Origin of the sequence: Streptomyces sp. NBC_01171 (assembly GCF_045039805.1) — a bacterium.
Lineage (GTDB): Bacteria > Actinomycetota > Actinomycetes > Streptomycetales > Streptomycetaceae > Streptomyces.
The window spans coordinates 4,099,122-4,122,608 of record NZ_CP108609.1 but is presented as its reverse complement, the minus strand read 5'-3'; the positions used below and the strand labels follow the sequence as shown (position 1 = coordinate 4,122,608).

17 protein-coding genes and 1 other RNA gene are annotated in these 23,487 nt (G+C 73.1%); 7 read left to right on the top strand and 11 right to left on the bottom strand.

The features are described from left to right. Positions 1-32 precede the first annotated feature (32 nt). Both OG448_RS19010 and OG448_RS19005 read right to left on the bottom strand, forming a co-directional pair. Positions 33-1,007 (bottom strand): hypothetical protein, encoded by a 975-nt coding sequence (locus OG448_RS19010; protein WP_405555333.1) that lies wholly within the window; start codon positions 1,005-1,007, stop codon positions 33-35. A gap of 220 nt (positions 1,008-1,227) precedes the next feature. Beyond that, positions 1,228-2,193, bottom strand: coding sequence for a LysR family transcriptional regulator (locus OG448_RS19005; RefSeq protein ID WP_405555331.1), 966 nt, complete (start codon positions 2,191-2,193; stop codon positions 1,228-1,230). An 85-nt stretch (positions 2,194-2,278) separates the two neighbouring features. Here OG448_RS19005 and OG448_RS19000 point away from each other — a divergent pair, with 85 nt between their 5' ends. Then, a complete protein-coding gene (locus OG448_RS19000; protein ID WP_405555330.1) occupies positions 2,279-3,463 on the top strand; it encodes an MFS transporter in 1,185 nt (394 codons plus the stop codon). Between the two features lie 74 nt (positions 3,464-3,537). Here OG448_RS19000 and ssrA read toward each other — a convergent pair. From ssrA to ftsE, 5 genes are all read right to left on the bottom strand, one after another. Then, positions 3,538-3,906: a transfer-messenger RNA gene (gene ssrA / locus OG448_RS18995) on the bottom strand. Between the two features lie 109 nt (positions 3,907-4,015). Beyond that, positions 4,016-4,567, bottom strand: a complete 552-nt coding sequence (gene smpB, locus OG448_RS18990) for an SsrA-binding protein SmpB (protein WP_391292218.1) — start codon at positions 4,565-4,567, stop codon at positions 4,016-4,018. 77 nt (positions 4,568-4,644) lie between these two features. Next, positions 4,645-5,832: a S41 family peptidase gene (locus OG448_RS18985; protein WP_405555328.1), complete on the bottom strand. Its 1,188-nt coding sequence runs from the start codon at positions 5,830-5,832 to the stop codon at positions 4,645-4,647. 67 nt (positions 5,833-5,899) lie between these two features. After that, entirely contained in the window at positions 5,900-6,820 is a 921-nt protein-coding gene (gene ftsX / locus OG448_RS18980; RefSeq protein ID WP_030810990.1) for a permease-like cell division protein FtsX, read from the bottom strand. A gap of 34 nt (positions 6,821-6,854) precedes the next feature. Further along, a complete protein-coding gene (gene ftsE / locus OG448_RS18975; RefSeq protein WP_030810993.1) occupies positions 6,855-7,544 on the bottom strand; it encodes a cell division ATP-binding protein FtsE in 690 nt (229 codons plus the stop codon). Positions 7,545-7,778: 234 nt separating this feature from the next. Between ftsE and OG448_RS18970 the strand changes: the two genes are divergently transcribed. Continuing rightward, positions 7,779-7,973 carry a hypothetical protein gene (locus OG448_RS18970; protein WP_030810994.1) on the top strand — a complete coding sequence of 65 codons (195 nt, stop codon included), beginning with the start codon at positions 7,779-7,781 and terminating at the stop codon, positions 7,971-7,973. A 104-nt stretch (positions 7,974-8,077) separates the two neighbouring features. On the opposite strand, the gene OG448_RS18965 is transcribed toward OG448_RS18970, so the two are convergent. The 4 genes from OG448_RS18965 to OG448_RS18950 all read right to left on the bottom strand — a co-directional run bounded on the left by OG448_RS18965 (position 8,078) and on the right by OG448_RS18950 (position 13,667). Further along, positions 8,078-9,004 (bottom strand): LPXTG cell wall anchor domain-containing protein, encoded by a 927-nt coding sequence (locus OG448_RS18965; RefSeq protein ID WP_405555325.1) that lies wholly within the window; start codon positions 9,002-9,004, stop codon positions 8,078-8,080. 328 nt (positions 9,005-9,332) lie between these two features. Next, positions 9,333-10,439 (bottom strand): peptide chain release factor 2, encoded by a 1,107-nt coding sequence (gene prfB / locus OG448_RS18960; RefSeq protein ID WP_161202827.1) that lies wholly within the window; start codon positions 10,437-10,439, stop codon positions 9,333-9,335. 190 nt (positions 10,440-10,629) lie between these two features. After that, positions 10,630-11,847 (bottom strand): serine/threonine-protein kinase, encoded by a 1,218-nt coding sequence (locus tag OG448_RS18955; protein ID WP_405555323.1) that lies wholly within the window; start codon positions 11,845-11,847, stop codon positions 10,630-10,632. Between the two features lie 131 nt (positions 11,848-11,978). Further along, positions 11,979-13,667 (bottom strand): serine/threonine-protein kinase, encoded by a 1,689-nt coding sequence (locus OG448_RS18950; protein WP_405555321.1) that lies wholly within the window; start codon positions 13,665-13,667, stop codon positions 11,979-11,981. Between the two features lie 372 nt (positions 13,668-14,039). Here OG448_RS18950 and OG448_RS18945 point away from each other — a divergent pair, with 372 nt between their 5' ends. From OG448_RS18945 to OG448_RS18925, 5 genes are all read left to right on the top strand, one after another. Next, a complete protein-coding gene (locus tag OG448_RS18945; RefSeq protein ID WP_405555319.1) occupies positions 14,040-17,225 on the top strand; it encodes an FHA domain-containing protein in 3,186 nt (1,061 codons plus the stop codon). Positions 17,226-17,400: 175 nt separating this feature from the next. Continuing rightward, the gene (locus OG448_RS18940; protein WP_405555317.1) at positions 17,401-18,777 is read left to right on the top strand and encodes an ABC transporter substrate-binding protein; all 1,377 of its coding nucleotides are present in this window, start codon (positions 17,401-17,403) and stop codon (positions 18,775-18,777) included. A gap of 7 nt (positions 18,778-18,784) precedes the next feature. Beyond that, positions 18,785-20,128: a carbohydrate ABC transporter permease gene (locus tag OG448_RS18935; protein WP_405555316.1), complete on the top strand. Its 1,344-nt coding sequence runs from the start codon at positions 18,785-18,787 to the stop codon at positions 20,126-20,128. Beyond that, entirely contained in the window at positions 20,125-21,042 is a 918-nt protein-coding gene (locus OG448_RS18930; RefSeq protein WP_405555314.1) for a carbohydrate ABC transporter permease, read from the top strand. The genes OG448_RS18935 and OG448_RS18930 overlap by 4 nt, the downstream gene beginning before the upstream one ends. Positions 21,043-21,182: 140 nt before the next feature. Continuing rightward, positions 21,183-23,387 carry a CDP-glycerol glycerophosphotransferase family protein gene (locus OG448_RS18925; RefSeq protein ID WP_405555312.1) on the top strand — a complete coding sequence of 735 codons (2,205 nt, stop codon included), beginning with the start codon at positions 21,183-21,185 and terminating at the stop codon, positions 23,385-23,387. Positions 23,388-23,487 lie beyond the last annotated feature (100 nt).

Here is a 23,487-nt window from a genome sequence, read left to right as displayed (position 1 = left end):
CGGAGGTTCTTCCGGTCTTGGGACGCGGCGCGTCATCCGGCGGCGGGCCGGCCGGCCGAGCCCTGGGGCTGCGGGCCGCCCGCGCCTGCCGGGGACTCGGTGGCGACCGGGCTGGGCGCGGTGGTGCTCGGCACCGGGGACGCCTCCGTGGACGCGGTCGCGGTGGGCGTCGGCTTCGGGCTGCCCCCGCCGGGCGCGGGCGGCGCGGAGCGCCGGGGCGTCGGGCTCGCCGCGGCGGGCGGCCGGGCCGCCGGGGTGCCGGTGGCGGCCGGGCTCTGCCGTCCCGGTACGGGTACGGCGGCGACGGTGGCCGGCGCGGTGCCCGGCGCCGCCGGATCCGTACCGCTGCCGGTGCCGGTGCGGCCGCCGCCCGCGGGCGCGGCCGGGGCCGAGGCGCTGGGCACCGGCGAGGAGTCGACGCGGCTCGCGGGCTTGTCCTCCTTCTGCGGCACCGGCAGCCAGGGCGCGTCGGAGCTGCCGGAGAGCAGGGTGACGCCGATGACGACGGCATACCCCGCGCAGAGCCCGGCGACCAGCAGGCCGAGACGGCGGAAGGTACGGCTGCGGCGGCCGGACTCGTCCACGAACACCGGCCGGTCCGAGGCGTCGGCGCCGCCCGCCCGGTCGGCGTCCTCGGCGCCGTCGACCTGTACGGAGTCGAGCTGGACGGTGACCTCGTGCGGATCGTGGGCCTCGGAGCCGGGCTGGGCGGGCAGCATCGCCGTCCGCTCGATGCCGGACCGGTCGCCCGAGGGGCGGAACTCGGCCGCCGCGCGCGGGGTTCCGGCGCGCGGGAGCAGAGCTGTCGCGTCGGCCCCGGCGAGGGCGGCCGGGCCGCCCCGGAGTATCTCCGTCGCCGCGAACACCCCCGCGTCGGACGGGCGTACGACCCGTGGGAACGCGGCGCGTCCACCGCCCGGCCGGTCCCCGCGCGGGGGCGCCGAGTCGGCCTCCGCGATGGTTCCGGTTTCCGGAAAAGCCAGGGTCGAACCCCCTGCCACCTGCATGTCTCGTGCCGCCGAGGCCACGTCGGGCCATTCCGGTCGGCGTTCTTCCCGCCACTGTTCCATGTGCGCGCATCCCCCCACGGGACTGTTCCGGGGTGCGCCGGCGACACCGAGCACGCGCCGGCCGGACCAGGCCCCCACCCGGTCCGAGCGCCCCCCTCTACCCCAGTGCTCGGGTCCCCGAATGTAGCGCAAGGTGAGTTCGCGTGTGCTCGGAGTGTCAGAACGGGCGGCTCATCACCTCGAAATCCATGGCCGGAATCCATCGGTCGCCGGGCGGCGAAAGCCACCTTTCGGTGCGGGCCAGCTCGGCCGCCGCCGCCTTCAGCGCCTCCAGCGCCGGATGGACCAGCCCCTTCCGCCACACCAGCGAGACGGGCGAAAGCGGAACCGGATCGACCAGCGGCCGCAGCGCCGCGCCCGACATGGCCGGAAAATCCACCACCGCGAGCACCGGCATCCGGCTCGCCGCCATCACGCGGGCGAACTCCTCGGCGCCGAGAACCACCGGATGGGGTGGCGCGAGCCGGATGCCGCGTCCCTCGAAGAGCTGACGCGCCAGCTCGGTCCACTCCCGCGTGCCGGGGTTGCCCGCGCCGGCGTACACCGTCTCCCCGGCGAGCGCCCCGAGCGGCACCTCCGGCAGCGCGGCCAGCGGGTGGTCGTCCGGCAGCAGGACCGCCATCGGCTCGTAGCGCACGGGCTGTTGGGCGAGGCCGGAACGCAGCACCGGGTCCAGACCGGCGTAGCGGCCGAAGGAGACGTCCAGCCGCCCGGCGAGCAGCGCGGCCGCCGCTCCGGTGAGCCCGCGCTCATAGCGGGCCAACAGCTCGTGTCCGGCTGCCAGTTCGCGGGCCCGGAGCAGCACCCGGTGGGCGGTGAGGGGGCCTTCGGAGTTGACGTCGACCAGCAGCGGGCGGGCGCTGTCGAAGGCGGCGAGGAGGTCGTCCTGGGCGGTGAGCACCCGCCGGGCGTGCGGCAGCAGGCGCTCGCCGTCCGCGGTGAGCGTCACCTGCCGGGTGGTACGGACGAACAGCTCGGCGCCCAGCTCCCGTTCGAGCCGCCGTACATCCCGGCTGAGCGCCTGCTGGGCGACGTAGAGCCGGGCGGCGGCCCGCGTGAAGTGCAGTTCCTCGGCGACGGCCACGAAGGCGCGCAGCAGCCGGGGTTCGATCGCGGCAGGCATGGCGGCGAACTTACAACGCGGGCGCGTGAATCGGGGCGGAACAGGTGTTGGACCGGCGTCCGGCGCACGGGAGAACGTGAGCGGCATGTCCCCGCAGACCGCACCCGCCTACCGCCGGCTCTTCGCCCGCCCCGGCACCCTCGCCTTCACCGCCGGCAACCTGCTCGCCCGCCTCCCGGTGGGCATGGCCGGGGTGAGCGCGGTGGTGATGATCACCGGTGCGCGCGGCTCGTACGCCCTGGCCGGTGCGGTGAGCGCGACCGGGCTGGTGGCGAGCGGGCTCGCGGGCCCCTGGCTGGCCCGCCTGGTGGACCGGTACGGGCAGGCCAGGGTGGCCCGGCCCGCGACCCTGGTGGCGGCGCTCGGCGCCCTGGCCCTGCTGCTGTGCGTGCGGTACGACGCCCCCGACTGGACGCTGTTCGCCGCCTACGCCTCCTGGGCGGCCACGCCCAACGTCGGCGGGCTCTCCCGCGCCCGCTGGGCCCATCTGCTGCGGGACGACCCGGACGCCCGGCACACCGCGAACTCCTTCGAGCAGGCCGCCGACGAGCTGTGCTTCATGCTGGGCCCGGCCCTGGCGTCCTTCCTCACCGGCACCTTCTTCCCCGAGGCGGGCACCCTCGCCGGGGCGGTGCTGCTGGCGGCCGGGATGCTGCTGTTCACGGCCCAGCGCGCGACCGAGCCCCCGCCGAGCCCTCGCACCAGGGCGCCCTCGCCGCTGCGCGCCCCCGGCGTCCGGCCCCTGCTGGTCTGCTTCACGGCGACCGGGGCGGTGTTCGGGTCGATGGAGGTCGTCACGGTGGCGTATGCCGACGCCCAGGGGCAGCGCGCGCTGGCCGGGGTCGTGCTCGCGCTCCAGGCGGCGGGGTCCTGCGCGGCGGGCCTGCTGTACGGGGCGCTGCCGCCGGGGCCGGCCGCGCGGCGGCTCGGGCGGTGTCTGCCCGTGATGGCCGCGCTGATGACCCTGCCCTGGCTCGCGGCCACCACCGGCTCGCTCCGGGTGCTGGCGGGGGCGCTGCTGGTGGCGGGCACAGCGACCGCGCCGACCATGGTGACCGCGATGACACTGGTCCAGGAGCGCACCCCGGAGGGCCGCCTCAACGAGGGCATGAGCCTGGTCGTGACGGCACTGCTCACCGGCATCGCCTGCGGCTCGGCCTCGGGCGGCTGGGCGGCGGACCACCTCGGCGCGGCGACGGCCTACGCGATACCGGCGCTGGCCGCCTCCGCCGCGTGTCTGCTGGGCTGGGCGCTGCGGGGGACCCGGTAAAAGACGAAGGCCCCGCCGCTCATCGCGACGGGGCCTTTGCCCACATGGGTTCCGGAGGCCCGAGGGCCTCCCGATCGTGGAGATGGCGGGAATCGAACCCGCGTCCACCGGTGCAGAAACAGGGCTTCTCCGTGTGCAGTCCGCTTCGATTTTCTCGGCCCCGGAGATCACGCGGACAAGTCTCCGACGGGCTCAGTCACTGTTAGATTTCCCTCTTCACCCCGTGACCGGGATCAAGGTTTAGTTCCCTAGCTGATGCCAGGATCCGGGTCGGGAACAGCCCCGGGCTGACACTTCGCAAGTCGCTACTTAGGCAGCGAGGGCGAAGGAATCGCGCTTGGTGTTGGCGATTATTTTTTGCGACATATGGTTTACGAGATCATTGCCGCTTCCTCGACACGCTTCCCCTGCTTCGACATCCGCTGTCGAAACCGATCATCCCCATGTTGTTTTTTCAATGCCTCCCGCAGGAGGCGGCGCACCCTCGATGGGGTGCTGTGCCATCGTACGTGACCAACGCGGGAGTGTGCCAGCCTATTCCCGCCGGCCCGGTCAGACGCCGCGCTGCTTGCGCTTGGCGGCCGCGATGGCCCGGTCCGACTCGCGCCGGTCCTGCTTCTCGCGCAGGGTCTGCCGCTTGTCGAACTCCCTCTTGCCGCGTGCCAGCGCGATCTCCGCCTTGGCCCGGCCGTCCCTGAAGTACAGGGCGAGGGGCACGATGGTGTGGCCCGTCTCCTGGGACTTCGCCTCCAGCTTGTCGATCTCCTCACGGTGCAGCAGCAGCTTGCGCTTGCGGCGCACGGCGTGGTTGGTCCAGGTGCCCTGGCTGTACTCCGGGATGTGGGCGTTGTGCAGCCACGCCTCCTTCCCGTCGATCTGGACGAAGCCGTCCGCCAGCGAGGCCCGGCCCTGGCGCAGCGACTTCACCTCGGTGCCGGACAGCACGATCCCGGCCTCGTAGGTGTCGATGATCGCGTAGTCGTGCCGGGCCTTCTTGTTCTGGGCGACGAGCTTGCGCTTGCCGTCCTTGACCTTGCCCTTGGCGGAGGCCGCCCCGCCCTGCTTGGGCTGGGACTCCTTCGGTACGTACATTCCCTTGCTCATAGTGCCGCCCATTTTCGCACCATGGAGGGGGGCGAAGGGAAGCGGATTAGGGGGGAGGTCAGGGGCTTGTCAGGGCACTATCGGGGATCACCCAGGCCCGTGAGGACCGTTTCCGCCCGCTTCAGGGCGCTGGGGCCCGGGTCCAGGTCCGGGGTGATGCCCCGGCCGTCGACGGCGTGGCCGGAGGGGGTGCGGTAGTGGCCGACGGTGAGTTCGGCCACCGAGCCGTCCGGCAGCGCGGTCGGCATCTGCACCGAGCCCTTGCCGAAGGTGCGCGAGCCGATCACCACGGCCCGGCCCCGGTCCTGGAGGGCGCCGGTGAGCAGCTCGGCGGCGCTCATCGTCCCACCGTCGACCAGGGTGACCAGCGGGCGGGCGGTGTCGCCGCCGGAGGCCGCGTGCAGGGCGCGCTGGGCACCGTCCACGTCGTAGGTGGCGACCAGGCCGCCGTCGAGGAAGCAGGAGGCGGTGGCGACGGCCTCGGTGACCAGGCCGCCGGAGTTGCCGCGCAGGTCGAGCACGACCCCGCTGCCGGCCGGGGCGTGCCGCAGGGCGTTGCGCACGGCCTTCGCGGAGCCCTTGGTGAAGGCGGACACCCGGACCACGACGACCCCGGCGACCGGGTCGGTGACGGTCACCGGGTCGGTGGAGAGCCGGGCCCGGTGCAGGGTCCGGGACCAGGAGTCGCCGCCGCGCTGGATGCCGACCGTGACCGGGGTGCCGGCGGAGGCGTCGTCGGCGTCGCCGCGCAGCAGGGAGACCACCTCGGTGACCGGACGGCCGTCGACCCCGCGGCCGTCGACGCTGCGCAGCCGGTCGCCCCTGCGGATGCCCGCGTCGGCGGCGGGCGAGTGGGACCTCACGCGGCTCACGGTGACCCGGCCGTCGCGGGCGCGCTTGGCCCACAGCCCGACGCCGGTGTACTCGCCGTCCAGGGCGTCGCGGAACTCGGCGTACTCGTCCTCGGAGTAGACGGCGGCCCAGCGGTCCCCGCTGCGGCTGACGGCCTGTTCGGCGGCCTCGGTGGGCGACTCGCCCTTCGCCATCGCCTCGGCGGCGGCCCGGCGGACGTCCTCGGGACGGGGCTTCCCGGTGCCCCGACTGCCCTGCGTGGAAGGGGATGTGGCGTCCAGGCGGCGGGCCTGGGCGGTGTCCGGCAGGGAGCCCGTGACGGCCCCCGCGGTCAGCGCTCCGGCGAACACCAATGTCAGGGCGGCCCCGCGGCGTTTGCGGCGGGGCTGACGGAACAGGGCGCGGCCTGACATGGCGGTGAGTCTAGGACAACGCGAAGGGCCGTACAGACGGATGCCTGTACGGCCCTCTTGGCATGTGTCACACCTTCAGGTACTTGCGCAACGCGAAGAACGCCGCCAGGGAAGGCATCAGCACGCTGGTCGCGAGGATCAGCGGCAGCTTGGTCAACACCGAGTCCCAGCCGATGAAGTTGATGAGCGTCAGTTTGCTCGACAGCGCCATGCCGTGGTCGATGGTGAAGTACCGGCCCAGCACCAGGAAGACGCACGCGAGGCTGCCGCCGATGAGGCCGGCGACCGCGGCCTCCATGATGAACGGCGCCTGGATGTAGAAGCCGGAGGCGCCGACCAGCCGCATGATCCCGGTCTCCCGGCGGCGGCTGAACGCCGACACCCGCACGGTGTTGACGATCAGCAGCAGCGCCACGAACAGCATCAGCGCCATCAGGAACAGCGCGGCCCGGTTCATCAGGTTGAGCAACTGGAAGAGGTTGTCGAGGATGCTCCGCTGGTCCTGTACCGACTGCACACCGGCACGCCCGTTGAACGCGGTGGCGATCACCTGGTACTTCTGCGGGTCCTTGAGCTTGATCCGGTACGACTCCTGCATCTGGTCCGGCGTCAGCGAGCTGGCCAGCGGGGAGTTGCCGAACTGCTCCTTGTAGTGCTTGTAGGCGGTGTCCTGCGACTCGTAGGTGACCTTCTCCACGATGGAGGACATCTTGCCGAGGTCGGCCTGGATCTGCTTCTTCTGGTCCTCGGTGGCCGCGCCCTTGGCGCAGTTGACGTCCGACTGGGCGTCGCTCTTGTTGCAGAGGAAGATCGAGACGTTGACCTTGTCGTACCAGTAGCCCTTCATGGTGCTCACCTGGTCGCTCATCATCAGGGAGCCGCCGAAGAGGGCCAGGGACAGGGCGACGGAGACGATGACGGCGAAGGTCATCGTCAGGTTGCGGCGGAGACCGACACCGATCTCCGACATGACGAACTGGGCGCGCATGGCGTCTGGTCAAGCCTTTCCGTCGTGAACTTGCTTAGTGCTGGTAGCCGTAGACGCCGCGGGCCTGGTCGCGCACGAGGCGGCCCTTCTCCAGCTCGATGACGCGCTTGCGCATCTGGTCCACGATGTTCTGGTCGTGCGTCGCCATGATGACGGTGGTGCCCGTCCGGTTGATGCGGTCGAGCAGCTTCATGATGCCGACGGAGGTCTGCGGGTCGAGGTTGCCGGTGGGCTCGTCGGCGATCAGCAGCTTGGGTCGGTTGACGAACGCCCGTGCGATGGCGACACGTTGCTGCTCACCGCCGGACAGCTCGCCCGGCATGCGGTCCTCCTTGCCGCCGAGCCCGACGAGGTCGAGCACCTGGGGCACGGACTTGCGGATCTCGCCGCGGGACTTGCCGATGACCTCCTGCGCGAAGGCCACGTTCTCCGCGACCGTCTTGTTGGGCAGCAGGCGGAAGTCCTGGAAGACCGTCCCGAGCTGGCGGCGCATCTGCGGCACCTTCCAGTTGGACAGCCGGGCGAGGTCCTTGCCGAGGACGTGCACCTGGCCGTGGCTGCACCGCTCCTCGCGGAGCACCAGCCTGAGGAAGGTCGACTTGCCGGAGCCGGAAGACCCCACGAGGAAGACGAACTCGCCCTTCTCCACTTCCAGGGACACCTCCCTGAGGGCGGGGCGGGTCTGCTTGGGGTAGACCTTGGAGACACTGTCGAATCGGATCACGGATGCACCACGGGTCGCCGGGGAATGATGAGCGTGACCATACGCGAACCGGGAGTGCCTACGCAGGGCCCGGTCGCCGTTGGGACAGACTTGTGCCTTTTTGTGCGGGCAGCCTTCCCGCTTTCCGGAGCGCCCGCGCTCTTTCGGGGGGAACCTGGCAGAGTGGAGGGGGAACGTTCTCGTTCCCATCGGCGTTGTACGGGGTTGAGGGCCTGGCACGAGGAGGGCGAGCGCATGACGTACGACCGGTTGGTGTGCGCGAACTGCGCGGCGCCCGTGAGTGAGGGCCGCTGCCCGGTGTGCCGGGCGAGCCGTGAGCGGCTCCAGCAACAGGCGGGGTTCCTTGGCGGGGTGAGCCCGGCGGCTCTGGTCGCGCTGCTGGTGGTGTTGATAGCGCTGACGGCGCTGCTGGCGCACCAGACCGTCTAGGTCTTCGAGGACGTCCCCCAGGACACGAGGAAGGGCCCGGAGCGGGTGCTCCGGGCCCTTCTCTTTCTCCGCTCACATTGCGCGGAGTGACGTTTCGACTACCCTCAGGCGGCCGTACCGCCGCCGCGGTTGCCCGCCAGGCGCGGCAGGACGCGGAAGGCGACGCCGCCCGCGATCATCGTCGCGGCGCCGACCAGCAGGAACGTGGTCTCCCCCGCACCGGTCTCGGCAAGCTGCTTGCCGTTCCCGGTCTGCTGCGCGGCGGTGTCCGACCCGGTGTCGGTGAGGGCGGAGGTGCCCTCTTCCTGGGAGACGTTGTCGTTGCCACCGTCGGGGGTGGTGCCGCCGGTGGCGTCACCGCCACCCGTGGTGGAACCACCGGAGGTGCCGCCGGTGGAGTCGTCGCCGCCCGTGCTGGACCCACCGGTGGTGGAGCCGCCCGTGGTGGAGGAGCCGCCCGTGGAGCCGCCGCCGGTCGTGGAGGAGCCGCCCGTGGAACCGCCGCCGGTCGTGGTGGAACCGCCCGTGGAGGAGTTGCCACCGGTGGTGGTGGAACCGCCCGTGGAGGAGCCGCCACCGGTCGTGGTCGAGCCGCCCGTGGAGGAGCTGCCACCGGTGGTGGTGGAACCGCCCGTGGAGGAGTTGCCACCGGTGGTGGTGGAACCTCCCGTGGAGGAGTTGCCACCGGTCGTGGTGGAACCGCCCGTGGAGGACCCGGAGGACTCGCCGCCGCCGATCACGCCGCCGATGACCCCGCCGATGCTCACGTCCCCGCCCTCGGAGCCGCCACCGGTCGTACCCTCGGTACCACCGGACGAGTCGCCGCCGGTCGTGCCCTCGGTGCCGCCCTCGGTGGTGCCGCCGTCGGTGGCGGGGTCCGGGTCGGTGCAGGTGCCGAGGATGCCGCAGGACGGGTCGGGCTCGGGGCCCGGGTCGGCGGAGGCCACGCCGGCCACCATCAGCGACGCGCCGGCGGCCATCACGGCGCCGGCGGCTATGCGTGCGACGCGGACGCGCGTCTTCTTCGTCATATGGTTGCTACCCCCAGTAGCTAATTGTCGATGTGGCGGCGCATGGGGCGGGCCGTGCTCGACGGAGGTAGCTGACGACACCGGTACCGGCTATCGGCCGGCACCTGGCGCTCTCCCGTTCCCCCGGTTCACATGCGCCCCACGGATACGCATGCCGCGCTTCACCTTTCCCATTTTTTTAAGCAACGTCAAGGCCGTTGCGGGCGCAATGTCCCATGGGGGGTGCGTTTGGCGGGAGTTGGTTGATGTGACTGTGACCTAATGCCTACACATAAAACAACTGCCGCCCATTGGACGGCAGTTGTCGAAGGTTGTCATGTCGACAAACTTACTTCTCCTGCTGCTTGCGCCAGCGAATTCCGGCCTCCAGGAAGCCGTCGATCTCACCGTCGAGCACGGACTGCGGGTTGCCGACCTCGAACTCGGTGCGCAGGTCCTTGACCATCTGGTACGGGTGCAGGACGTACGAACGCATCTGGTTGCCCCAGGAGCTGCCGCCGTCGCCCTTGAGGGCGTCCATCTTGGCGCGCTCCTCCTGTCGCTGGCGCTCCAGCAGCTTGGCCTGGAGCACGTTCATGGCCGTGGCCTTGTTCTGGATCTGCGAGCGCTCGTTCTGGCAGGAGACCACGATGCCGGTGGGGAGGTGGGTGAGGCGGACCGCGGAGTCCGTCGTGTTCACGCCCTGGCCGCCGGGGCCCGAGGAGCGGTACACGTCGATGCGCAGGTCCGACTCGTCGATCTCGACGTGGTCGGTCTGCTCCACGACCGGGAGCACCTCGACGCCCGCGAAGGAGGTCTGACGGCGGCCCTGGTTGTCGAACGGCGAGATGCGCACCAGGCGGTGCGTGCCCTGCTCCACCGACAGCGTGCCGTAGGCGTACGGGATCTGGACGGCGAAGGTGGTCGACTTGATGCCGGCCTCTTCGGCGTACGACGTCTCGTAGATCTCGGTCTTGTAGCCGTGCCGCTCGGCCCAGCGCAGGTACATGCGCTGGAGCTGCTCGGCGAAGTCGGCGGCGTCGACGCCGCCCGCCTCGGCGCGGATGTTGACCAGCGCCTCGCGGGAGTCGTACTCGCCGGACAGGAGGGTACGGACCTCCATCTCGTCCAGCGCCTTCTTCACCGCGACCAGCTCGGACTCGGCCTCGGCGAGGGTGTCCGGGTCGTCCTCCTCCTCGGCCATCTCGAAGAGGACGGCGAGATCGTCGATCCGGCCGCGCAGCCCCTCGGCCTTCCTGACCTCGGCCTGGAGGTGGGAGAGCTTGCTGGTGATCTTCTGCGCCTCGTCCGGGTCATCCCAGAGGGACGGCGCGGCCGCCTGCTCCTCGAGCACGGCGATGTCTGCCCTCAGCTTGTCGAGGTCCAGGACGGCCTCGATCGACTCCATGGTCGAGGAGAGGGACTTCAGCTCTTCGGATACATCGACGACTGCCACGCCCCCAGCGTAACGGCTCCGCCGGGTGGGGTCGGTCCTCGGCGGTCGGTACCACCGGGGTGCGGGGTGTCGCGGCGGGCGTACCAGGGGCTGCCGCCCCCGGGCCCCGGCCATCGGCCCCTGCGGAGCCTCGTCCTCGAACGCCGGACCGGCTGGATATGGCCGGCCTGGGCTGCGTGGCTCCCCGCGCTCAGGGTGCCGACGTGCTCCGCGCCGGAGCCGGAGCGTCGTCCGCTCCACTCGTCGCCGCCCACGCGCCCGCTCCCACCGCTGCCGCCAGCAGGACCCCCGCCACGGTCAACGTGATTCTGCGGCGCCGGGCGGCGGCCCTGTGGCGGGCCGAGCCGGGGCGGGGGGCTCCGGGGGTGCGCGGGGCGCGGGCCGTGCCGTGGGCGCCGCCGGCCAATTCGTCGGGGGCGGGGACGCGCATGGAGGTGTGGGTGTCGCGGTTGGAGTCGGGTTTGGCGCCGGGGACCAGGGAGACGGCGCCTCGGCGGCGGACCGGTTCGCCCGCGGGGAGGGGGGCGGGGGGTTCCTCGGGGGCGGCCTCGGGGTCGGGCTCGTCGACCTCCAGCGGGGGGATGCCCGCGAGGGTGGGGAGCTGTTCGCGCAGGCGGGCGGCGAGTTCGGAGGCGCGCAGCCGGGAGGCGGGACCCTTGGCGAGGCACTGGACGATGAGCTGCCACAGCTCCTCGGGGATGCCGGGGAGCGGGACGACGGTCTCGGTGACGTGCCGGCGCAGCACCGCCCCGGGGTGGCCGCCGCCGAAGGGGGTGAAGCCGGCGAGCAGTTCGTACAGGACCGTGGCGAGGGCGTAGATGTCGACGGCCGCGCGCGGGGGCAGACCCTCGACGATCTCGGGGGCGAGGTAGTCGGGGGTGCCGATGATCTTCGTCGCGCGGGTGCGCCGGGGCGAGTCGATGAGCTTGGCCACGCCGAAGTCGGTGAGCAGCGCCGGGTGGGCGCCGCCGGGGCCGAGCGGGCCGCGCATGTCGAGGAGGATGTTCTCGGGCTTGACGTCCCGGTGGACGACACCGGCCGCGTGTGCGGCGGCGAGCCCGTCCGCGACGTCGGCGACGATCGCCACCGCCGCCTCGGGCGCGAGACGGCGCTCGCGCTCCAGGCGGGTGCGCAGGTCGGTGCCGCGCACGATGTCCATGACGAGGGCGAGGTCGTTGCCGTCGACCACGAGGTCGCGCACGGTGACGATGTGCGGGTGCTCCAGGCCGAGCAGCGCGGTGCGTTCCTGCACGAAGCGGCCGACCAGTTCCTGGTCGGAGGCGAGGTCCTCGCGCAGCATCTTGATGGCGACGGGCCCGTCCGGTCCCTCGCCCAGCCACACTGTGCCGGCGCTGCCCCGCCCCAGGATCTGGTTCGCGGTGTACCGGCTGCCGATCTTCCGTGCCAAGACTGCTCCCACAGACGCGTGTTGCACCGGTCGACAAAACTACGCGCCCGTCGGGCCCGCCTTCACCGCGGAGCCGGAAATCACCCGCTGGGTGTCGACAAGTCCCCAGAACCGGCTCCGGGAGCGGCTGTTCAGTTGCCGCCCGAGGAACTTTCCAGGCTCTTGAACCAGTCGGCGACGGAGCCGGCCCAGTCGCTGAGCTGGTCCCAGTAGCCCTTGCCCTGGCCGACCCAGGTGTGCAGCGGGGTCAGCTCCCAGATCAGCCAGCTCGCCACGACCAGGATGAGAATCGTGAACAGGCAGCCCTTGAGGCAGCCCAGGCCGGGGATCTTCATCGGGTTGGCGCTGCGCTGCCGGGCCGGGCGGGGCTCGCGCGCGGGCCGCTGCGGCTCCGGGGCGTACCGCTGGGGCTGCGGCGGCGGGGAGTACTGCTGCGGCTGCGGGGTCGAGCGCCGGGGCGCCGGGCGCTGCTGCGGCTGCTGCTGGCGGGGCTGCTGGGGCTGGTGCTGCGGGCGGGCGGCCTGCCGCTGGGGGCGGCGGCGCAGCGGGTCCTCGTCCGGGTCGAGGTACTGGACCTGGGTCTGCTCGTTGCGGTCGCGGGCGGCGCGGAGCTGGGTCTGCCAGGGGTGCGGCTGGTCGGGGTTCTGCGGGTTCTGCTGGTTCTGCCCGTAGGGGTCCTGCGGGTCGTACTGGCCCGGCCGGCCCTGCGGCATCGGGGGCATGACCGTGGTGGGGTCGGCGGCGCCGGTGCTGGGGAGCACGGTGGTCGGGTCGGCGGCGCCCTGCGGACCGGAGGTGTGCGGCAGGAAGCTGGTGGCCGCGTTGGGGCCGTAGGCCGCCTGGGCGGTGTTCGGGGGCAGTACCTGGGTGGCGTCGGAGGCGCCGGGCACGTCCGGTACGGGGGCCGGGGCGGGGTCGGGCGCGAGGAGGGCGGCGACACCCTCGGCCGCGGCGATCTGCGCCGGGTTGGCGTGCACCCCCACGCCCTCGGCGACCACGCGCAGGGCGCGGGCGAGGTTCTCGGCGCTGGGCCGTTCCTCCGGGTTCTTGCGCAGGCAGCGCTCTATCACCGTCCACAGCGGGTCGGGGATCGTGGAGGGGCGGCGCGGTTCGGCGCTGAGGTGCTGGTGCAGCACTTCCAGGGCGGTGGCGCCGGAGAACGGCGGACGCCCGGTGACCAGCTCGTACAGCAGGATGCCGGCGCCGTAGACGTCGACGGCGGAGGTCTGCGGGCGGCCCTCGGCGGACTCCGGGGCGACGTAGGCGGGGGTGCCGACGAACTCGTGGGTGCGGGTCAGGCCGGGTGAGTCGGCCAGCCGGGCGATGCCGAAGTCGGTCAGCATCGGGTACATCTGGCCGTCGTACTGGCGCAGGAGCACGTTGGCGGGCTTCAGGTCGCGGTGGACGACGCCGTCGGCGTGACTGGCGGCGAGCGCGTCGGCGACCTGGGCGGTGAGCAGGGAGGCGGCGACGGGCGAGAAGGTGCCGTTCTCGCGCAGGTAGCGGTGCAGGTCGGGGCCCTCGACGAGGTCCATGACGAGCGCCAGCAGATCGCCCTCGACGACCAGGTCGCGGACCCGGACGATGTTGGGGTGGGTGAGCCGGAGCAGTACGGAGCGCTCGCGCAGGAAGCGCATCACGATGTCCGGGTCGCTCGCCAGCTCCTCCTTGAGGACCTTGATGGCGACCGTCTCACCGGGCTGGCCCGCCACGGCCGCCTCGGCGCCCGCCGTCTCCCGCTGGCGGGCGCGCCAGACGGTGCCCGTGGCGCCGCGTCCGAGCGGCTCCTCGAGCAGGTACTTGCTGCCGACTGGCCGCACGTCACGCGCTCCCTGCTGCTTGCTCGCTGATTGCCACCGGTGTTCCGGCGTTCCGACCACTGTAGTGGCCTGTCCGGAAGCCGCCCCCTGAGTACTACGCGCGGCTTCCGGTCCGCGTTCGTCCGTGTTCGGAGAAAAGACGCTCACCTCCGTCCGCAGGTTGCCGCTTCGGGTGCGTGACCGATCTCAAGTGATCGCCGCCGCGTTACTGGTCAGGCACTTTTGGGGGCAGAGCTGACCAATCAAGATCACTTCGCACCGGGACGCGGGCGGGAGGGCCGCGACAGGTGCGAGGATGCGTGCAGTACTGGCCTACGTGCCCGTGCGGAGTGGGGGACCTCCGCGGCCGGGCGGAAGGGACCGCTGACGGCGATGCAGATCCGGCTGACCGTCGTAGATCCGCAGGGCGCGTCCCCGAGGCGGGGTGGCGCCGCGACGCGCGACGTGCTGGTCACGGCGCCCACCGGCACCGAGCTGGCGGCGGTGGCGCCCGCGCTGGCCTCGTCGGTCACCGGGGAGAGCGGGGCCGGCCGGGACGGCGGCGCCCCCGTGGTGCTGTACGCGGGCACCGACCGCCTGGACCCGCGCCGCCACACCCTGGGTGAACCCCCGCTGGTCGACGGCGCGGTGCTGTCGCTGGGCGCCCCGGTGGCCCCGGAGCCGCATCCCGAGCTGGACGACGCCCCGACCCAGCTCCACGTGGTCGCGGGCCCGGACGCGGGCGGGGTCCATCTGCTGCACGGCGGCCGGATAACGGTGGGCCGCTCCGCCGACGCCGACGTACCCCTGGACGACCCGGACGTGTCCCGGCTGCACTGCGCGGTCACGGTCACCGCCGAGGGCCGGGTCTCGGTCGCCGACCTCGACTCCACCAACGGCACCACGCTGGACGGTGCCCGTGTCACCGACCGCCCGTCGCGCTTTCCGTCGGGCGGTCTGCTGCGCCTGGGTGAATCAGCGCTCAGGGTGACCCCGTCGGGGGGACCCGGAGCCCGGGTGCGCACGGTGCCGGACGGCGAGGGCTGTGTCCGGGTGCCCCTGGAGGAAGCCCCGGACGCCTGCCCCTGGGAAACCCCGGACACCACCCCGGCACCGGCCGCGACCGCGCCGGACGGCCCGACCGGGCACGCGTACGGCACCGCCGGCCGGGTCGGCGCCGAGCGCATGGAGCGGGCCGCCGTGCCCGAGCAGGGCCGGGCGCCCCGGATCGAGCGCCGGGCCCCGGACCACCTCACCGGCGGATACCGGGAGCACGACACCCACGCCGGTCACCGGCCCGACGACGCCCACCCCGACGAGCTGGACTCCCCCACCCGTAAGGGCACCCCCGTCCGGGGCACCGAGATGCCCGCCCGGCGCCGGGGCATAGGCGCCTGGGCGCGCAAGCTGACCGGCGGCCGGGGCGAGCACCTCCCGGCCGAGGAGGCGCCGTACGCCGAGGCGGCCCCCGCCCTGGTGCCCGAGGCGTTCCGGCGCCCGGAGACCTGGCCGGACCCGGCCGCGCTGCTGCTGACGGCGCTCGGACCGGGCCCCCGCCTCTGGGAGCGGGGTCCGGGACACCGCGAGGCGCTGGCCGTGCGGCTCGGCACCGCCGACCGGACCGCACCGGACGGCTCGGCGCTTCCCGCGGTGCCGGTGACGGCCGCGCTGCGCGAGGCGGGCGCCCTGGGCCTGGCCGGTCCGCGCCCCCGGCTCGCGGGGCTGGCCCGCGCGGTGCTGGCTCAGTTGGCCGCGCTGCACTCGCCCGACCTGCTGGAGATCGTGCTGATCAGCGCGGACCGCGCCCGCTCGGTGGAGGAGCGCACCGCCGAGTGGTCCTGGCTGGGCTGGCTGCCGCACGTCCGGCCGGGCCACGGCCAGGACTGCCGGCTGCTGCTGGCCTACGACCGCGAACAGGCGGCGGCCCGCACCGGCGAGCTGCTGCGCCGCGTCGAGTCCAACGCCGACCCCGCCGCCTTCCGCGCCGACGGGCATCCGGGGCCGTACACGGTGGTCGTGGTGGACGGCGACCCCGGCGGCTCGGCGCTGCGGGAGGACTTGGCACGGCTGGCGGTGAGCGGGCCGCGCGCCGGCGTGCACGTGGTGTGCCTGGCCGAGACCGCGCCCGCCTCCCCCGCCTCCCCGCTGATGGAGACCTACGAGGCGGCCTGCGCGGTGACGCCCACCTTCCGCGAGTGCGGCGCGGTGGCCCTGCTCAGCGGGGACGTGGCCACCGCGCTGCGGTTGATGCGAGTGGCGCCGACCGGTCCGGTCGGGCCGGGCACCCTCGCCGCCGTGGACGCGGTGTCGCCCGCCTGGGCGGAGCGGTTCGCGCGGGCACTGGCCCCGCTGCGCCCGGACGCCCCGGAGGACGACCGGCACACGCGCGTGGCGGTGCCGCTGCCGCTGTCGGCCCGGCTGCTGGACGAACTGGGGCTGGCCCGTGCCACCCCGGCCTCGCTGATGGCCCGCTGGGCGGACGCGGCCGACGACACCGAGTCGCTGGGCGGCCGGGCCCGCGCGGTGCTGGGCGCCGGTCCGCGCGGCCCGGTCATCGCCGACCTGGTGACCGACGGCCCGCACCTGCTGGTCGAGGGACCGCCCGGCAGCGGCCGTACGGAGCTGCTGCGGGCGGTGGTGGCGTCGCTGGCCGCCGCCGAGCGCCCGGACCGGCTCGGCATGGTGCTGATCGACGGCCGGGACGGCGTCGGCACGGCGGCCGGGGTCGGCGAGGGGCTGCGGTCCTGTACCGACATACCGCATGTGACCACCCATCTGATCGCCAACGACCCGGTGCGCATGCGGGAGTTCGCGCAGTCGCTGAGCGCGGAGCTGAAGCGCCGGGCGGAGCTGGTCGGGCTGACCGACTTCGCGCACTGGCACACCGCGCACGAGGTGTCCGGCCGGATGGTCGCCCAGCGCGGCCCCGGCGGCCCCGGCGGACGCGGAACGGGCAACGGCGACCTGGAGGCGCCGCCCAGCTCCACGCTGCGGCTGCGGCCAGGTGCCGCCCGGCAGCAGACCGAGGCGGCGCCCCCGCTGCCCCGGCTGGTGGTGGTCGTCGACGACCTGGACGCCCTGGTCTCCCCCGCGCTGGGTTCGCCGGGCAGGCCCGCCGCTGGATCGGTCGTCCGGGCGCTGGAGGCGGTGGCCCGCGAGGGCGAGCGGCTCGGCGTGCACCTGGTGACCGCGTCCGGCACGGGCGGCCGTACGGCGGAGACGGAACCGGCGCGGCGGGCCACCCTGCGGGTGACGCTGGACGCGCCGTCCGGCGGGCGCGGTACGGGCGCGGCCGAGCGGGGCGCGGAGGGCGAACCGGCGCCGGGACGCGGGGTGCTGGCGTACCCGGACGGCCGGGTCACCGGGGTGCAGGGCGGCCGGGTGACGGGCCGTATCCCGCGCACCGCGACCCAGCGGCCGACCGTGCTGCCGCTGGACTGGCAGCGGATGGGCGATCCCCCCGCCCGGCGCCCGGTGCGCGAGCTGGGCAACGGCCCCACCGACCTGGCCCTGCTGGCGAGCGCGGTGGAGCGGGCGGCCCGCCAGGTGTCGGCCGGTCAAGTGCCCTCGCTGCTCTGACCGCCGGGGCACCGGAACCGGTGGTGCCCGGCGCGCATAGCCCGATGATCACGAGCCGGTCACGATGCGTGGCCGGACCGTGCGGGTGCTCTTGCCGCACCGGGGCGGCCCGGCGTACACCGGAGCGCACAAGCAGAGTTCACGCGTTCAAAGAAGAACGACGAACGGGGAAGTGATGCGCAAGCCGAGCGACACCATTCGAGGGCACCGGGCCGGAGCCGCCCTCGCCGCGCTGCTGGCGGGGGCCCTGACGCTCACCGCCTGCTCCGGCGGTGACGGGAAGAAGGACGGCGACGAGGGCGGCGGCGGTGCCACCGGCTCCACGGTGACCCTGCCGAAGCTGAACGGCACGGAACTCGAGGTCGCCGCCGTCTGGACCGGCACCGAGCAGGCGAACTTCAAGAAGGTCCTGGCGGAGTTCGAGAAGCGCACGGGCGCGAAGGTGACGTTCGTGCCCGCGCAGGATCCGATCATCAACTTCCTCGGTTCCAAGATCGCGGGCGGGCAGCCGCCGGACGTGGCGCTGCTGCCGCAGCCGGGCGCGATCAAGCAGGCGGTCGAGAAGAAGTGGGCCAAGCCGCTCGGCCCGGACGCCGTGAAGGAACTGACGAAGAACTACTCGCAGGGCTGGCAGGACATCGGCAAGGTCGACGGCAAGCCGTACGGCGTCTACTACAAGGCCGCCAACAAGTCGCTGATCTGGTACAACGCGCCCGTCTTCGAGAACGCGGGCGCCAAGGAACCCAAGACCTGGGCCGAGCTGCTGACCGCCGCGCAGGCGGTCTACGACTCCGGGGTCACCCCCTTCTCGGTGGGCGGCGCGGACGGCTGGACGCTGACCGACTGGTTCGAGAACGTCTACCTCTCCCAGGCCGGCCCGGAGAAGTACGACCAGCTCGCCAAGCACGAGATCAAGTGGACCGACCCCTCGGTGAAGCAGGCGCTCACCACGCTCGCCCAGATCTGGGGCAAGAAGGACTATGTGGCGGGCGGCGCGGACGGCGCGCTCCAGACCGAGTTCCCGGCCTCGGTGACGCAGACCTTCACCGGCGGCGACCAGCCCAAGGCCGCGATGGTCTACGAGGGCGACTTCGCGCAGGTCAACATCGGTGAGACCAAGGCGAAGGTGGGCGCGGACGCCAAGGTCTTCCCCTTCCCGTCGGTCGGCTCGACCGCGCCGGTGGTCTCCGGCGGTGACGCGGCGGTGATCCTGAAGGACTCCAAGGGCGCCCAGGCGCTGGCGACCTTCCTGGCGTCCCCGGACGCGGCGACGGTTCAGGCCAAGCTCGGCGGCTATCTCTCGCCGAACAAGAACGTGCCGGACTCGGCCTACCCGAACGACACCCAGCGCACCATCGCCAAGGCCCTGATCGCCTCCGGCGACGACTTCCGCTTCGACATGTCCGACCAGGCGCCGCAGGCGTTCGGCGGGACGCCCGGCAAGGGCGAGTGGAAGGACCTCCAGGACTTCCTGAAGAACCCGAAGGACGTCGCGGGCACCCAGGCGAGGCTGGAGAAGGACGCGGCGGCCGCGTACGGGAACGGGGGCTGATCCGGTCATGGCATCGGCAGTGGCGGCCGGCGCCCCTCCGGGCCCGGCCGCGCCGAAGAGCCGCAGGAGCGTGACCGGGACGCGCAGGGTGGTGGCGGCGCTCTTCCTGCTGCCGGCCCTGGTGCTGCTCGGCGCGCTCGTGCTCTACCCGATCGGGTACTCGGTCGTCCGCAGTCTCTACGACTCCTCGGGCGACCAGTTCGCCGGGTTCGACAACTACAAGGCGCTGTTCACCGACGACGGCATCCGCACGGCGTTGAAGAACAACGTGATCTGGGTGGTGTTCGCGCCCACCGTCTCCACCGCGCTCGGCCTGGTCTTCGCCGTGCTGACCGAGCGGGTGCGCTGGGGAACGGCGTTCAAGCTGGTCGTCTTCATGCCGATGGCGATCTCGATGCTGGCCGCCGGGATCATCTTCCGGCTGGTGTACGACCAGGACCCGGACAAGGGGGTCGCCAACGCCGTGTGGGTCGGGGTCCATGACTCCTTCGCCCAGGCGTCGGCGTTCCCGAAGGCGCACCCCGGCCGCGAGTCGCCGCTGGTGGGACAGGGCGGCGCCTTCGTCACCAAGGACCCGGTGCGGGCGGGCACCCCGGTCGCGCTGCCGATGGTCGGCGTGGCCCCGGACCAGTTCCCGGACGACGCGAAGCGGGCGGCGGCGGCCCGGCCGGAGCCGGGGAAGATCACCGGCACGGTCTGGCAGGACTTCACCCGCGGCAAGGGCGTCGGGAAGCTCGGCGCCCCGGACCCGGCCGAGCGCGGGTACGCCGGGATGCGGATCGAGGCCGTGAAGGACGGCGAGGTGGTGGCCTCGGCGAAGGCGGCCGGCGACGGCACCTTCACCCTGCCCGCCTCGGCGGACGGGGCTCGGCTCAGGCTTCCGGCGGCCAACTTCAAGGAGGCGTACAACGGCGTCGACTGGCTCGGCCCGGCCCTGGTCACCCCGGCGATCATCGGCTCTTACGTCTGGATGTGGGCGGGCTTCGCCATGGTGCTGATCGCGGCGGGGCTCGCCGGGGTGCCGAGGGAACTGCTGGAGCAGGCGCGGGTGGACGGCGCCAGTGAGTGGCAGGTGTTCCGCAAGGTGACCGTGCCGCTGCTGGCGCCGGTGCTCGCGGTCGTCGCCGTCACCCTGATGATCAACGTGCTGAAGGTGTTCGACCTCGTCTACATCATCGCGCCGGGCTCGTCACAGGACGACGCCAACGTGCTGGCGCTGGAGCTGTACCGCAAGGGCTTCTCCGAGGGGCGGCCCGGTGTGGCCAGCGCCATCGCGGTGTTCCTGTTGCTGCTGGTGATCCCGGTGATGCTGTTCAACATCCGCAGGCTGCGGCGGGAGGGCGGGCGATGAGCACGCACACCGAGAGCGCGGGACGGGTGCGCGAGCTGCCCGCCAAGGACACCGTGCGGGGCCGGCGCTCACTGGGCGCCCGGCTGGTGGAGGGGCTGGGCGGCGGGCTGGTCCAGTTCGTCCTGGTCGTGGTGGCCCTGTTCTGGCTGGTGCCGACGATCGGGCTGCTGATCTCCTCGCTGCGCTCGCCGGAGGACATGAACGCGAGCGGCTGGTGGACGGTGTTCACCGAGCCGTCCAAGCTCACCTTCGAGAGCTACGGCAAGCTGCTGGAGAACGGCGACATCACCCACTCGCTGGTCAACACCGTGCTGATCACGGTCCCGGCGACGCTCGGCGTGGTGGTGATCGGCTCGCTGGCGGCCTACGCCTTCGCGTGGATGGAGTTCCCCGGCCGCGACTGGTGGTTCCTCGGCGTGGTCGCGCTGCTGGTGGTGCCGGTTCAGGTGGCGCTGATCCCGATCGCCGAACTCTTCGGCGAGGTCGGGCTGTTCGGCTCGATCCTGGGTGTGGTGCTGTTCCACATCGGGTTCGGGCTGCCGTTCGCGGTGTTCCTGCTGCGGAACTTCTTCGCGGAGATCCCGCGCGAGCTGCTGGAGGCGGCCCGGCTGGACGGCGCGGGTGAACTGAGGCTGTTCGCAAGGGTGGTGATGCCGCTCGGCGCGCCCGCCATCGCGAGCCTCGGCATCTTCCAGTTCCTGTGGGTGTGGAACGACATGCTGGTGGCGCTGGTGTTCACCAAGTCCGGCTCCCAGCCGATCACGGTGGCCCTCCAGACCCAGGTACGGCAGTTCGGCAACAACATCGACGTGCTCGCGCCCGGCGCGTTCCTGTCGATGGTGATCCCGTTGGCCGTGTTCTTCGCCTTCCAGCGGCAGTTCGTGTCCGGGGTGATGGCGGGAGCGGTCAAGTAACCGTGCTCGCACAGGTGTTGCCCGGGGGAATCCGTACGGCTCCCCCGGGCTTCCCCCGTATGCCGTAGGAGCCGTAACCAAGTCCCCTGGGCGGCCGTTGCCGGGCAGAAGGCCCGCGCCGACCGACCCATGGATGTGCCTTGCCCAGGTTCAGCGTCATCGTCCCCGCGTACGAGGTCCAGGCGTACCTCGCCGAGTGCCTGGACTCGGTGCTCTCGCAGTCGTACCCGGACTTCGAACTGATCGCGGTGGACGACCGCTCGCCGGACGACTGCGGCGCGATCATCGACGAGTACGCGGCCCGCGACCCCCGCGTGCGGGCCCTGCACCTGCCGCGGAACGCGGGCCTCGGCAGGGCCCGCAACGCCGGTGTCGAAGAGGCGAGCGGCGACTACCTGCTCTTCCTCGACGGCGACGACACCCTCACCCCGCACACCCTGCGCGCGGTGGCGGACCGCCTCGCGGCGACCGGCGATCCGGACGTCCTGGTCTTCGACTACGCCCGCACCCACTGGGACGGCACCGCCCTGCGCAACCGGCTCGCGGACCGGCTCACCGAGGACGGCCCGGCCCCCTTCACCCTGGCCGACCGGCCGGGGCTGCTGCGGGTGCTGATGGTGGCGTGGAACAAGGCGTACCGCAGGGAGTTCGTCACCCGCGAGGGCTTCCGATTCCCGCCCGGCTACTACGAGGACACCCCCTGGACCTTCCCGGTGCTGATGGCGGCCGGGTCGATCGCCACGCTGGACCGGGTCTGCGTGCACTACCGCCAGCGCCGCCGGGGCAGCATCCTGCGCACCACCAGCCCCCGCCACTTCGACGTGTTCGACCAGTACGACCGGGTGTTCGCGTACCTCGACGAGCGGCCCGAACTGGAGCGCTGGCGACCGGAGTTGTACGCCCGCATGCTCGACCACCTCACCACCGTCGCCACCCGCCGGGACCGCCTCCCGCGCGGCAGCCACCCCGCGTTCCTGCGCCGGTCCCGCACCCACTGCCGCCGCCACCGCACCCCAGACACCCCGGTACCCCCCGGCCTCCGGCGCGCCCTGGTCCGGCACGGCCTGCACCGCACCTTCCGCACCCTGCGCCTGGCCGCCGCGCTCCGCCGCCACGCACGCGCCTCGGCCCGCCGCTGGACTCAGGCCCTGCGGACGGCCGCCCTGCGCCTGCACTACCGGGTCCAGCGCCGCCTCCCCCTGCGCGCCGACCGCGCCCTCTTCGCCGCCGAACAGGCCCCCGACCACGGCTGCGACCCGAGCGCCCTGGAGGCCGCGTTCCACGCGCACGCCCCGCACATCCGCACCGCCTGGCTCGGCCGCCCCGGCACCGCCGCCCACTTCACCGCGCTGGCCCGCTCCAAGTACCTGGTGCACAACGCCGGTTTCGGACCCGGCCTGATCAAGCGCCCCGGCCAGGTCTACGTGCAGACCCGGTACGGCACCCCCCTCGGCCACACCGGCCTCGACCTCCAGGAGCGCCCGGCGGCCGCCCCCGGCACGGACTTCGCCGGGCATCTGCGCGAGGTGGACCAGTGGGACTACGTCGTCTCCGGCAACCGGCACTCCACCCTGACCTGGGAGCGGGTCCACCCCGGCGGCTACACCACGCTGGAGTACGGCAGTCCGCGCAACGACGCCTTCCAGCACGCCACTTCGGCCGACGTGGCCCGGCTGCGCGCGTCCCTCGGCGTGCCGGAGGGGGCGGTCGCCGTGCTGTACGTGCCCGCGCGCCGCGACCACCGGCGCACCCAGAGCCCGCCGCTGGACCCCGGCCGGCTGCTCGGCCTGCTCGGACCCCGGTTCACCCTCCTGACCCGGGCCCCGCTCGGCGAGCCCTCGGCGGCCAGGGCCCGGCTGGTCGACGTCTCCGCCCATCCCGACCTGCCGTCCCTGTGCCTGGCCTCGGACGCGCTGCTCACCGACTTCTCGCCGCTGATGTTCGACTACGCGGGGCTCGACCGGCCGGTGGTGCTGCACACCGGGGACTGGGACACCTTCCGGACGGTCCGGGGCGCCTACCTCGATCTGCTCGCCTGTCCGCCCGGCCCGCTGGCCCGCACCGAGGAGGAGGTCGCGGACGTGTTCGCCTCCGGCCACTGGCGCGGAGTGCGCTCCGCCCGGCTGCGGGCCGCGTTCCGCGAGCGCTTCTGCCCGTACGACGACGGCAACGCGGGCGAGCGCGTCGTCCGGCATGTGGTGCTGGGCCGGCCGGCGGGGCCGCCCGGGGCGGTGCCGCCCGGTGCGCGCAGGCCGGTGCGGCCGTCGGCCGAGGCCCTGGTCCGGGCGCCGCTGGCGTCCGTGCCGCAACCTTCCGGCCCGCTCCCCGTCACCGAGGGCCGCTGAACACCGTTGGACCTTCCGGGAGTTTCCATGCCCCTCGGCACGACGCGGCCCACGCCGACCCGGCCGTCCACCTGGCGTCCCGCCGGGCGGCCGGGCCGCG